Raw genomic sequence first — 12091 nt, forward strand, 5'->3', positions numbered from 1 at the left:
AGGTTATTACGTCTATCCATAAGCTATGAAAAAAACTATCTATTCCTTTCTTTTCGTGTCCTTGCTGATCCTTCCATCGTGCCTGGTAGGGCGGTTTGTCCTCTACAATTTCTCGGATATAACCGACCACAAAATATTTCCATCACGGCCATTGCCCAAGGCCATTGAGCCGTTTCGTTTTGTTGAAACCCCTCAAACCGAAATGGTGGGCAAAGCCCGCGTTCACCGGATTGATAGCATAGCCATCGCCAATAATTCTGTAGCATTCCTGATCATCCGAAACGATTCGTTGCTTCTGGAACGGTATTACCAAGGCTATAAAGAAAGTTCAACCGTAGCTTCGTTTTCAATGGCTAAATCGTATACATCAGCACTGATTGGCGCAGCATTGGCCGATGGCTACATTAAAAGCGTGGACGAACCCATTACCAATTACATTCCTGAATTAAAAAATAAAAAGGGTTTTGAGGCCATCACCATCAGCCACCTGTTGCAAATGACCAGCGGGATTAAAGCCAGCGAAAGCTACTATAACCCATTTGGGCAGGCCGCCAAATTATACTACGGCAAAACACTAAGAAACTACCTGAAGCATTTAAAAACAGATTACCCACCCGGAACAAAATTTGCCTACCGAAGTGTCAACACTCAATTACTCGGACTAATTGTTGAGCGCGCAACCAACAAACCTGTTACCGATTACATGAATGAAAAAATCTGGGGGCACCTCGATATGGAGTATGATGCAAGCTGGAGCATCGATAAAAAGAACAACGGACTGGAAAAAACTTTTTGTTGCATCAACGCCAAAGCACGTGACTTCGCGAAATTCGGGAGGTTGTACCTGAACAAAGGCAATTGGAACGGGGCCCAACTTTTACCCCAATCGTGGGTGGAGGCATCCACCACGGCCACAACAGAAACGGGCGGTGTGAAGTACTATAAATACCAATGGTGGTTAAGTAAAAATGGATTTTATGCCAATGGGTTGCATGGCCAATACATCTATGTTCACCCAACGAAAAACCTGATTATGGTCCGGCTTGGCAGGCGCGAGGGCAACATTTCATGGCCGAATGTGTTTGAACAATTGTCGGAGTATTTATAGCCAATAACGATTCATTAAAACTTCACAAGCGGTTTACCCAGCATAGCCTGAATAAATACCCCAACAGTAATGCCCATATAAAGTAATCCTGCCAACAGGATTAATGGTGACTTACGGAGCACAAAAAATCCTAATAACGGTAAAACCTGCAAGGCATGCATGCCCATAAAATGAGCCACTCTCAAATCGCCATGCAATGTACTCCAGTTCACCAAGGGTAAACCCGGGCGGCCATCGGGCCCTCCAACACTATGCGCCATACGGGCACCCATGGTTAAACCTTGAAGGCTGAAGATTACAAAAACAACCAGACCAAGTCGTATTCCCCATAAGTAGGCAACCGGTAACGCTGGAAATGCATCGGTAAAAAAACGAGCGCTTATTAGTGCAGTCCATAAGGAAATACCCACGGCTGCAACAGCCATTAAACCCCAAAGGGATGCAAATGCCGGTGTGCTTACATTAAAATGAGAGGTTATTCCACGATATGCCTGAAGGAGGATGTACAAATTTTCAAGCCCCAAGAGAACCACCATGCCCCAGGAATACCATTGAATGCCAGGCGACTGCCCCAGGTAATGAAGATACCAACCCATGGACCATACAAAAACTGCAGAGGACAGAAAAAATTTTAAAGGCTTAAGCCAGGCACTTGTACCCAACACCTGCAGCGTTGATACTTTGGTCAGAACCAGGCAACCCGCAGCAGCAATCAGGCAGATCAAACCAAAATAGTAGAGCACTTCATTGCGCTCTTTCAACAGGAATAAAAATTCTTTCATACCCTTACCCGATTTCAGTACGTTGATGAGCCGTCATTCCGCCCATCACCTTTTGCATAATCCTTACCTTGGCCCAGCGCGGCACAGTACGCAGCGAGCCCACCAAAAATTTGGTTAAGAATCCGGGAAGGATCATAGATTTTCTACCTAATGCTTTCAGCATCGGAATAGCAACTTGCTCAGGTTGCATGGCCATGTTCATCTTCATGTTGGCACGTGCTTCAAAACCACTGGATACCGGGCCCGGTGCCGCGGTCAATACATCAACACCATAAGGCTTAAGTTCAACCGCCAGGGCTTCACCAAGCGATTGCACGTACGCTTTGGTAGCAGCATAATGGGCCGCAAAAGGTACTCCCTGAAAACCAACCATAGAACTTAATAGAATAAAACCACCACGCTTTTGTTTTATAAATTGATTACTGAAATAATGGACCAACAACATCATTGCTTCACAATTGACGCGAAGCATGTTTACCTCATCGTCCAGGTTAGCCTTGTAAAATAAACCTGAGGTACCAAAACCGGCCGATGCAACTACCAATCCAATTGGTCTTTTTCCTGTCGCCTGCAGCAATTCCTGCACCCCATCATCAGTCGCTAAATCGACCGAAACAATTTTCGGTTTGTACGGCATAGCGTTCTTTCAGTTCTTGCGCAATCTTTTGTAATGCCAATGCCCTGCGTCCATGGAGCATAATGTTCAGCCCCGACCCGGCCAATTGCGTGGCCAGTTCAAGACCTATACCCGAGGATGCCCCGGTTATTAAAGCCCACGGACCATAGGAAGTTTTTAAGCGCAACTTTTCTTCAGATGATAGTTTCATAGCGTTTTTACTACAAAACAACGGAGGCATTGACTTATGGAACGATAACAAATGTTATGATTTCAAAAGATCTGATTTTTTTAACCGGCTTAAATGCACCGGTGTAATGCCCAGGTAGGAAGCAATCATATGTTGAGGTACCCGGTTGTGGATGTTGGGAAAAACTTCAGCAATAGAATCGTAACGCTCCCTGGGTGTTCTTGCGTAAAGGTTTTTTATCCGATTGTCCTGGTAAAGGAAATAAAATTCGGCTATCAAACGCCCGAGCCGGTCACCCTCACGCATGTTGTTGTAGCCCCATTCAATAGCCTTCCGGGACATAACCACCACTTCAGTATCTTCTAAGGCCTGTAATGCATACAATGCAGGTTGCTTTAATATGAAACTGGAGTAATCGGCTATAAATTGATTTTCAAGTGCAAAGTGAATCGTATGTTCATTACCCTCGTTGTCGGTTACCGTTACTCTGATTATTCCCTTATTAATAAAAAACACTGCCTGAGGGATTTCTCCCGGGTAGCTTACTATCTCATTACGTTTAAAATTCATTACAGGGCAGTCAGATAGCAACTTACTGAATTCATTTTCCGTTACTGAAACCAGGTTGCTGATAACAGATTTGATTTTTTCCATACTTAACAAAACATTTAGTGCTTAGTATTGTTAACGATTAACTTACTCTTCCAGAAAATGAAAGCCTTTTTTTTAACCCTTTCCCTTACCTTAACCACGCTCGTAGCCTTTGGTCAATCGGAAGAAAAACCTAAACGTGATTCGCTGCACCGGATCGATTCCATTGCGCGATGGAAAGCCGATTCAACCCGAATAGCCAACTCCTCACCCCTGCGAATGAACGCAAAACAAAATTCCTACAAAATCGAAACCGGATCGGCACCCGAAGAGAAGAAAGTAAAGTCTGACTACGTGTATGACAAAGATGGTCGGGTTTCCGGAGGCAATACCACACTTCAGCTAAACAAATCGAAGAAGAAAAAGGATTAGAAGTCAGGTTTCTACAAGCTCAACCTGACAATCAAGTGCCTCCTAAACTTACATAGAGTTTGTATTTGATAGTGTATTTAAAAAAGCACCTGATACAGCCACGCCCCCAACAAACCACCGAAAACAGGCCCCGCTACCGGTATCCACGCATAGCTCCAATCGGAAGAACCCTTGCCATTGATAGGCAAAAGGAAATGAGCCAGGCGCGGACCAAGATCCCGTGCCGGATTTATCGCAAAACCTGTGGTGCCACCCAGGGATAGTCCAATTGAAATAATCAATAAGCCAACCACCAGCGGGTTTAACCCTTCGGTGAATTTATTTGCACCTATAGTTAGCAATCCCAAAATCAATACGGCCGTTCCAATGATTTCACTGATCAAGTTGCTGAAGGTTGAACGAATGGCAGGACCCGTAGAAAAGATTGCGAGCTTTCCGGCAGGATCATCGGTAGCCGACCAATGCGGGAGGTAATGCAGCCAAACCAGTATAGCACCGGTAAATGCGCCCGCAAGTTGGGCGAGACAATATCCGGGAACAAGATCCCACGAAAAACTTCCTGAATATGCCAGCGCCAGGGTTACTGCGGGATTGATGTGCGCACCGCTGATCTGACCCACCGCATAAATGGCCAGTGTAACAGCAAGCCCCCAGCCAATGACGACCGTAAGCCAGCCGGCATTTTCCGATTTGGTTTGTTTCAACACAACAGAGGCAACCACACCATCACCTAACAAGATGAGTGTTAATGTGCCCAAAAATTCAGCGAGATAGGGAGACATAGAAGATCAGGTTTTATAAATGCTAGGGCTAACATAATATAAATTTGGATAGAAGAATATATCTGAAAATCCACTTGTTACTCTTTGCGATTTCTTTGCGCATTTGCTTGGCGACCTTTGCGTGAAAAAGATTCCACATAGGTCACAAATGAGTTCATAAAGTGCACCAAAATCTGTTAGTGAAATCTCCTTGCGGGTTAAGAACCTTATCCTATTTTTGCCACCTGCTTTAAAAGATAATGGAACAAGAAACGCTGGTCCGCTATACCGACCTGATTGCTGAGGAACTAAACCAACCCGTAAAAAATGTACGTGCTGTGGCCGAATTACTGGCCGAAGGCGCTACCATCCCCTTCATTTCGCGCTACCGCAAGGAAATGACCGGTAGCATGGACGAAGTGAGTATCGCCACCGTTCGTGATCGGCTGGAACAGCTTCAGGAACTGGACAAGCGCAGGGAGGCCGTGATTACCTCTATTGAGAAACAGGGTTTTCTTACTCCTGAACTACTGGCCCTTTTGGCCAAGGTAAAAACACTGGCAGAAGTTGAGGATATTTACCTGCCCTTCAGGCCCAAGCGTAAAACACGTGCCAGCGTAGCCAAAGAAAAAGGTCTTGAACCACTGGCGGTGAAACTATTTGACCAGGAAAAGTTTGACCTTGAAACCTTTGCTCAATCGTTCATTGATACCGGTAAAGGTGTGGCTGATGTGGAGGAAGCGCTGGCCGGTGCGCGCGACATTATAGCCGAGTGGGTAAGCGAAAACACCGAAACACGAAAGAACCTGCGCGAACTCTTTTGGAAAGAAGGTACAGTAACCTCAAAAGTTGTTAAGAACAAGGAAACAGAAGGCCAGAAGTTTAAAGATTACTTCGAATGGAGTGAGCCTATATCAAAAGCCCCCTCACACCGGTTGTTGGCGCTGCGCAGGGGCGAGAAAGAAGGTGTTCTTACACTGGATATATTCCCTCCGGAAGAATCGGCCATTGCCCTGTTGGAGCAACAGTTTATAAAAAGTGTCAACGCTGCCGCAGAACAGGTAAAGTTAGCCGTTCACGATAGCTACAAAAGGCTGTTACGCCCATCGCTGGAAACCGAAATCCGCATGGAGTCGAAGATGAAGGCCGATGAAGAAGCCATAAAAGTATTTGCTACCAACCTGAAAGAGTTATTGTTAGCTGCCCCCCTCGGGCAAAAAAATGTGCTGGCGCTTGATCCTGGTTTTCGCAGTGGTTGTAAAGTGGTGTGTTTGGATAAGCAAGGAAAACTGGTTCATCACGATGTGATCTATCCCCATGAACCACAACGGGAAACAGCGAAATCAGCTGCCTTGATTGAAAACCTTTGCGAACAATATCAAATTGAAGCGATAGCCATCGGTAATGGCACGGCCAGCCGTGAGACAGAAACATTTGTAAAGAAGATTGGCTTACCGCATAACATCATTATTATGATGGTAAATGAAAGTGGTGCTTCTGTTTACTCCGCTTCCGATATTGCGCGTGAAGAATTTCCGGATAAGGATGTAACCGTGCGCGGAGCCGTTTCCATTGGCCGTAGATTAGTGGATCCGTTGGCCGAACTGGTAAAGATTGATGCCAAATCCATTGGTGTGGGCCAATACCAGCATGATGTAGATCAAACTAAACTCAAGCAAGGCCTGGATGATGTGGTGATCAGTTGTGTGAACTCCGTTGGGGTTGAAGTAAATACTGCAAGCAAGGAACTACTCTCCTATGTTTCCGGATTAACCCCTGCCCTGGCGCGTAACATCGTTGAATACCGCAATCAAAACGGACCGTTTAAAAGTCGTGAAGAGTTGACGAAAGTAACTCGCTTTGGAGAGAAAGTATTTGAACAAGCAGCAGGTTTTCTGCGCATACGTGAAGCTGAAAATCCGTTGGATGCCAGTGCTGTGCACCCTGAGAGCTATCCGATCGTGAACCAGATGGCAAAAGACCTGAACTGTACCGTAAAAGATTTGATGAGCAGCGTGGAATTGCGCAGGAGGCTTGATCTGAAAAATTACATCACCGAAAAAACAGGTTTGCCCACCCTTACCGACATTGTTACCGAACTGGAAAAACCCGGTCGTGATCCACGAAAGGTTTTCGAAGTATTCAGTTTTACAGAAGGTGTGAATACAATAGCCGATTTAAAGGTGGGTATGAAACTACCCGGCATTGTGACCAACGTAACCAACTTTGGCGCGTTTGTCGATATAGGCGTTCACCAGGATGGTTTGGTACACATCAGCCATTTAGGCGACAGGTTCATTAAAGACCCGAAAGAAGTGGTTGCCGTGCAACAGAAGGTTAACGTAACGGTAGTAGAAGTTGATGTTGCCCGCAAACGCATTGGATTATCTATAAAAAGTGATCCGTTTGCTGAACTGCCCCAGCAACCTGCTCCCAGTAAAAAGGCCAGCCCAGGTAAACTGTCATCGTCAAAACCTAAAGAAAAACCCCAACACAAGCCTAAACAACCCGAGTTGAGCATGGAAGAAAAACTGGCCTTACTGAAGGAGAAGTTTAAGCGGTAGTAGATTTATCTCAAACTAAATATTTATATTTCAAGTTCTAAATAAATGTTTTGTTTGAGACGCTACGCATCGTTAGTTTCTGTTTTTATCTTGTTCAGTGGCGGATGTACGTTTACTCCACACAATGAATATATCAACCCAATACAGCCACCGGGTCCGCTTAGTTACATCATTGAAGTAAATCATCCCGAATTTACTGACCCTTATTATTTGATTAGGCCTACACAGTTTCAGTTTACGTTAAAAGGTGTCTCACAGCGGATTATTGGCTATGAGGTTACGTTTAATGATTACCCGGTTACTGCATCAGAGAACGGTGAAAATGTCATTTCCTTTCATTTGTTTCCGAACACCTATCCGGATGGATACCACCGTGTAGATATTCGCATAAGGGTAGCTACTGAAACCGGAAGCCTGGCAGAAAAGTTGGGGGCTGAGTATTATCTGATTGAAAAGAGTTTTGCGGTTATTACCGATCGTACCCCACCAACACTCAGCAGTCCGCCAAGACTTGCCTATGAAAATGGTTACCTGACACTGCGCTGGAATGCTCCTGCAAAGAAAAACTTCTATTATGAAATCAAACGCATATATAAACCCTACTATCAATTAAAGGATACATTGATTATCAATACACAACAAGATCACCTTGTAGATTTTGGCTATGTAGGCGGTGATATTACATATAAGATTGTGGTAACAGGTTACGGATTTTATCAACATGAGATTGGGTCTGTTGATTTATTTGATCAACCTCCCGTAGATTTTACAGTAAACTATGATGCTAACCGTGTAGTTACGTTATCATGGACTCACTCCAAAATCAATACAAATAATACTTCGATTGTTATTCAGTCCGGTGGGGAACCGATTACTTTTCCATTGCAGCAAATGGGGCAATTGGTAATTGATACACTGGCCTTAGCTGAAGACCGAAATTATTTTATTGAAACCAGTCGAGCAGGTTACCCTTTACAGGCCAATACAGTCATCAAAGGGGTGAACTCAGTTCCAAACCTCAAAGCGTTCAATAATTTTGCTATGCTTCCACAGCATAATAAACTTTTGATTCAATCTTCAGGTGCTGTCTACCGCTATAGTCTCCCGGCTTTGATTTTAGAAGACAGCCTTACAGCACTTCAAATGGGGTTGGGTAATTTATCTTCGCTGGTTGTGAATGAAGATGAATCGAAAGCGATGATTGTGGCTGGTACTGCTGACATAATTAGCTTCGATCCATTGAATTTCAGCCATCGTGCAAGCTATAACATTTACAATGCGTCCATACCGGCAACCGGCAATACGAACAACGTCAACAATATTGTGTTGGGAAATCTTTCAAACACTGGTCTTCTTACGCTAACACTAACCAAGCTTAACGACAAATGGGGAATGGTGTATGACATCAATGCTGATGTGATGCGGTGGTCTTCAGCAAAGTTCATTTACTTTAACATTGTAAGGCCTCCGGTTGTTTCCAGCAACAGCGAATATCTGGTTTATGACCAGCCCGGCAGCCCAAACGGTAAGGTATATATTCGTTCGGGGGATGAGTTCAATTTATTAGGCAACATCGAAAGTGGTAGAAAATTCTTCAGAAGGAATACTACCGAACTGATCAGTGCAACTGCATTAGAGCCATATGAATCCTATTCACAATACGGCTTTAGTATTTTTGACCTTAACGCCCCACCAACTGACCCAGAGGGTACCTTCACTAAAATCAGATCATTCACTACACCAATGTGGCTGGGCGATGAAATGCTTTGGGAATTGCGTTATGATCCTGCTACACAAATCTTGTATACACGATATATGGAAAATGCTTTTTCGATCATCAGGCTATACACTATAAGTAATTTTCAACTGTTAGGTACAGAAAAAGCCATGTCGTATACCACACATGGGCATGCTTATGCGAATAACTATCACTTAACCGGAAGAGGATTTATTGAACCAATACAATGAGCAAGTATTTCTTTTTCTTTTTCATTTTCATATTTACCCCTGTGCTGGCAATGCCCCAGAACACTAGCCTGCTGTTTCGGGTAGGTGTTGGAACTTTTAGGATGAAAACGCAGAGAGAATTTCAGGAAGGATTTATGCAAAGCACTGATATACCACTAAAGCCTGTTCATACCTTTCCTGCATATCTTACTTTTGGTGGCGAAGTCGCTTTCAAAGCCTTCGATCAATCAGCCGTGGGTTTATGGCTTGATTATACATCAACAGGCGGTACACTTCATTACAAGGATTATTCGGGCTATGCACGAATGGACCAACTTTTGAAATGCGTGCAAACTGGTGTTTTTTATCAATGGCAAGTGAATACTTCCAACATGTGGCCTTTCTTTATAACCTCACATTTTTCAGCAATTTTTTCTAAGGAAACAATACGAACAGAATTGGTGATCGGAACAACTCAAGCAACTGAACAAATTTCTCTCAGGTCAGTAAACTTTGGGTTTCGGCCTGGGTTAATGATCCAACGGAAGTTCGATAATTTTGTGACTCAGGCAAATCTTGGCTACGACTTTCAAGGCAACGGACAATTGAAAACCGAAAAAGATGCTGCATTAACTACACCCGAGGGTAAAGACCTGACGGCCCAATGGGCTGGCCTGCGTGTTGGAATCGGAATTGGCATACTTTTGAATACGAAAAAATCTAAGACTTCACCATAGGAAGCCATAGATCACAGCCACTACATAAACAATTCCATAAGTAACCCCCACGAAATGCACCATCACCCTATTCCATAGCAACCTACCAATAACATATCGGCATAGTGGCAGTACCTGTATCGCGTGCAAGCCTAAAGCATGGGATATACGGAGATCTTTAAGGTTCATTTTCCAATCCGTAAGCGGCATGTTCTGGATTGTTTCTGCTTCAGTTGATGGCCAACCATACCGGGTAAGCAAGTATCCCGAAAAGTTGCCCAACAGAAAGAGCAACAATCCCCAAATAACAGATGAACGGTATCCCTCTCCGCCTTTCTCGAGAAAGCTGTAAACTATAAACCAAATGGTTACAACAATGGCATTAAATCCTATAACACCGCCCATAATGGAGAAAACAGTTGCATCAAAGGATGTGCTCACATTGAAATGGGAATCTACTCCCCTAACTGATTGCATACTGATCAATATAATTTCAATAAACATGCATGTAGCTATCATCCCATTAAGTATTCTGATTGTACAGGTATATTTTTGAACAAAGCCTGTAAACCAGGCGAATGTCCACGTGAATAAACCGATGGAAACAGCAAACCGAAATGGCTTAAGCCAAACGCTCTCCAATTGAACAGTACGGGAATCTATACCCATCAACAGCAGGAAAACGACAGCGAGAACAAAATGTATAAGTCCGGTATAATAAAGAACCCCGCTTTGGTGATACAACAACCGAATAAATGCCTTCATAAGAGAATGATTATGGAGGTTGACTTTGTGAGCGAAAAGGACGCTTTACTAAATGACGGTGGCCCGAATAGCGTTGATGGATTATTGGAAAAACCATACGGCTCTGCAGGTAACCCCATCCAGTTTCTGTCGAGTTTACCATTACTGTTCATATCCTGGTAAACAACTACAGCATAAGTGCCATTCTCTACCTGTTGAAAAGTAGTTTGAACAGAAGTTTCACCGGTAGCATCAACATCAATACATTGCCTGGCACGGTTTAAAAAGTCCTTCTCATTATCGAATAGACATATTCGAATGCGTCCTTGCCCGGGCTGAACTTTTTGTACAACTATTTTAAGGGTAGTGTCTTGCGCCCACAGCATCGTAAATGAAACGCAGGCAACAGCGAGTAAAATTTGTCGTATCATAGCTCAAACAGATTTTTGGAATCCATGAGCCAAAAGTATTTCCAACCGAAAGTCTGCGCGTCCGCAGAAATTTAACCGGACTTCTTTTCCAAGGTTTTCTTGTATGCTGAGGGTGTTTGGCCGGTTTGCTTCTTGAAAAAGGCGTTGAAAGTTGATTTGGACCGGAATCCACATTCGAAGGCCAAACCAAGCAGTGAGAGGTGGGTATATTGCTTTTCAGAAAGCCGTTTTAAAAATTCCTTTACCCGATATTCATTTACAAAGTCATAAAAGTTTTTACCCAAACGATTATTGATAGCATTGGATAGCTTACCGGGCGGAGTTTTAATGATTTCAGCCAGCCTGATTAAAGAAAGATCAGGATCAAGGTAGTGCTGACCTCGTTCGATTTTTTCCTGCAAAACCTGCAAAAGCTCATCCGCATCATTATTATTTTCAACGATCGTTACCGAAACATTCAGCTCGATTGGTGCTAAATTCCGGAACGCATCTGTTTTACGTATTCCCCAAAAGCTAACATAAACGATATAAAACGTGATAAAAACGCTCACCACCTGGAATGTAAACCGGGAATCGAATTGTTGGCCGGAAACTGATACCTCCACGATAATAAAAGTCGCAACAAAAAAGATCATCGCAGCTACAATCCAATATTGCAGCCAGTTAAGTACGTTTCTTATTTCGCTGGATTGTGTTTGACTTAAATGCTGTTTGTGCTTTCGGATGGTAAAAAAAGCCGCAACTGTGTAAAGTCCCGAAATAAAAGCGATATAAAGTCCATAGTATGTGAACGGAATCAGGTTTTCCTTAAACCCGATAAGACCATACCGAAAGATAACTTTATCGGGATGTTTGCTTACCAGTATGCTAAAGCCAATCATAAAAAGAGCGAACGGCAATGCATGAATTATTTCCCTGAGCCCCAAGTTTGATGAAAAGGCATGCTTTGCGAACAAAAAAAGCAAGGGCGAATGCAGCAGAACAGTTGAAATACCGAATAAATGCCAATGTGCCGGTAGGGTTACGATATCAGCAAATTCAATTCCGGTTAGCAGAAAATAAGTTTGGTTTAGTGCAAGTGCCAGGAGCCATGAAATCAATAATCCATCAGCAAGACGGATAGTGCCTCGTGTGGCAATAAGGCTACAGGTAAACAGCGCAATGGCAATTCCGGCAATGGAGATGAAGGGTATAAGAAGCATTACTGAA

General features: G+C 43.6%; 11 protein-coding genes and 1 pseudogene. 5 read left to right on the forward strand and 7 right to left on the reverse strand.

Annotation, left to right across the window (positions count from 1 at the left end):
- The first annotated feature begins 25 nt into the window (after positions 1–25).
- Positions 26–1108 (forward strand): serine hydrolase, encoded by a 1083-nt coding sequence (locus KIT51_10930; GenBank protein UYN85403.1) that lies wholly within the window; start codon positions 26–28, stop codon positions 1106–1108.
- A 14-nt stretch (positions 1109–1122) separates the two neighbouring features.
- Here the strand turns inward: KIT51_10930 and KIT51_10935 are convergent, their stop codons facing one another.
- The 3 genes and pseudogenes from KIT51_10935 to KIT51_10945 all read right to left on the reverse strand — a co-directional run bounded on the left by KIT51_10935 (position 1123) and on the right by KIT51_10945 (position 3350).
- Positions 1123–1890 carry a hypothetical protein gene (locus KIT51_10935; GenBank protein ID UYN85404.1) on the reverse strand — a complete coding sequence of 256 codons (768 nt, stop codon included), beginning with the start codon at positions 1888–1890 and terminating at the stop codon, positions 1123–1125.
- Positions 1891–1894: 4 nt separating this feature from the next.
- Positions 1895–2717 (reverse strand): annotated as a pseudogene (locus KIT51_10940) (SDR family NAD(P)-dependent oxidoreductase).
- A 54-nt stretch (positions 2718–2771) separates the two neighbouring features.
- Positions 2772–3350, reverse strand: coding sequence for a Crp/Fnr family transcriptional regulator (locus KIT51_10945; protein UYN85405.1), 579 nt, complete (start codon positions 3348–3350; stop codon positions 2772–2774).
- A gap of 57 nt (positions 3351–3407) precedes the next feature.
- Between KIT51_10945 and KIT51_10950 the strand changes: the two genes are divergently transcribed.
- Entirely contained in the window at positions 3408–3719 is a 312-nt protein-coding gene (locus tag KIT51_10950; protein UYN85406.1) for a hypothetical protein, read from the forward strand.
- A gap of 77 nt (positions 3720–3796) precedes the next feature.
- Here KIT51_10950 and KIT51_10955 read toward each other — a convergent pair whose 3' ends face one another.
- Positions 3797–4501 carry an aquaporin family protein gene (locus KIT51_10955; GenBank protein ID UYN85407.1) on the reverse strand — a complete coding sequence of 235 codons (705 nt, stop codon included), beginning with the start codon at positions 4499–4501 and terminating at the stop codon, positions 3797–3799.
- A gap of 239 nt (positions 4502–4740) precedes the next feature.
- Here KIT51_10955 and KIT51_10960 point away from each other — a divergent pair, with 239 nt between their 5' ends.
- From KIT51_10960 to KIT51_10970, 3 genes are all read left to right on the forward strand, one after another.
- Positions 4741–7044 carry an RNA-binding transcriptional accessory protein gene (locus tag KIT51_10960; protein ID UYN85408.1) on the forward strand — a complete coding sequence of 768 codons (2304 nt, stop codon included), beginning with the start codon at positions 4741–4743 and terminating at the stop codon, positions 7042–7044.
- 54 nt (positions 7045–7098) lie between these two features.
- Positions 7099–9012 (forward strand): hypothetical protein, encoded by a 1914-nt coding sequence (locus KIT51_10965; protein ID UYN85409.1) that lies wholly within the window; start codon positions 7099–7101, stop codon positions 9010–9012.
- Positions 9013–9113: 101 nt separating this feature from the next.
- The gene (locus tag KIT51_10970) at positions 9114–9728 is read left to right on the forward strand and encodes a hypothetical protein (protein UYN85410.1); all 615 of its coding nucleotides are present in this window, start codon (positions 9114–9116) and stop codon (positions 9726–9728) included.
- Here the strand turns inward: KIT51_10970 and KIT51_10975 are convergent.
- The 3 genes from KIT51_10975 to KIT51_10985 all read right to left on the reverse strand — a co-directional run bounded on the left by KIT51_10975 (position 9720) and on the right by KIT51_10985 (position 12084).
- Positions 9720–10472, reverse strand: coding sequence for a hypothetical protein (locus KIT51_10975; GenBank protein UYN85411.1), 753 nt, complete (start codon positions 10470–10472; stop codon positions 9720–9722). The two genes, KIT51_10970 and KIT51_10975, sit on opposite strands and share 9 nt — an antisense overlap.
- Positions 10469–10882, reverse strand: coding sequence for a DUF2141 domain-containing protein (locus KIT51_10980; protein ID UYN85412.1), 414 nt, complete (start codon positions 10880–10882; stop codon positions 10469–10471). Before KIT51_10980 ends, KIT51_10975 begins: the two co-directional genes overlap by 4 nt.
- A 71-nt stretch (positions 10883–10953) precedes the next feature.
- Positions 10954–12084 (reverse strand): AraC family transcriptional regulator, encoded by a 1131-nt coding sequence (locus KIT51_10985; GenBank protein UYN85413.1) that lies wholly within the window; start codon positions 12082–12084, stop codon positions 10954–10956.
- Between the last annotated feature and the right edge of the window lie 7 nt (positions 12085–12091).

The organism is Cyclobacteriaceae bacterium (assembly GCA_025808415.1).
Taxonomy (GTDB): Bacteria; Bacteroidota; Bacteroidia; order Cytophagales; family Cyclobacteriaceae; genus UBA2336.

What these genes read in the sequence shown, in the direction of transcription:
- KIT51_10930 (UYN85403.1), top strand. Translation starts at nt 26, where the DNA reads ATGAAAAAAACTATCTATTCCTTTCTTTTCGTGTCCTTGCTGATCCTT.
- KIT51_10935 (UYN85404.1), bottom strand. Translation starts at nt 1,890, where the DNA reads ATGAAAGAATTTTTATTCCTGTTGAAAGAGCGCAATGAAGTGCTCTAC.
- KIT51_10945 (UYN85405.1), bottom strand. Translation starts at nt 3,350, where the DNA reads ATGGAAAAAATCAAATCTGTTATCAGCAACCTGGTTTCAGTAACGGAA.
- KIT51_10950 (UYN85406.1), top strand. Translation starts at nt 3,408, where the DNA reads ATGAAAGCCTTTTTTTTAACCCTTTCCCTTACCTTAACCACGCTCGTA.
- KIT51_10955 (UYN85407.1), bottom strand. Translation starts at nt 4,501, where the DNA reads ATGTCTCCCTATCTCGCTGAATTTTTGGGCACATTAACACTCATCTTG.
- KIT51_10960 (UYN85408.1), top strand. Translation starts at nt 4,741, where the DNA reads ATGGAACAAGAAACGCTGGTCCGCTATACCGACCTGATTGCTGAGGAA.
- KIT51_10970 (UYN85410.1), top strand. Translation starts at nt 9,114, where the DNA reads ATGAAAACGCAGAGAGAATTTCAGGAAGGATTTATGCAAAGCACTGAT.
- KIT51_10975 (UYN85411.1), bottom strand. Translation starts at nt 10,472, where the DNA reads ATGAAGGCATTTATTCGGTTGTTGTATCACCAAAGCGGGGTTCTTTAT.
- KIT51_10980 (UYN85412.1), bottom strand. Translation starts at nt 10,882, where the DNA reads ATGATACGACAAATTTTACTCGCTGTTGCCTGCGTTTCATTTACGATG.
- KIT51_10985 (UYN85413.1), bottom strand. Translation starts at nt 12,084, where the DNA reads ATGCTTCTTATACCCTTCATCTCCATTGCCGGAATTGCCATTGCGCTG.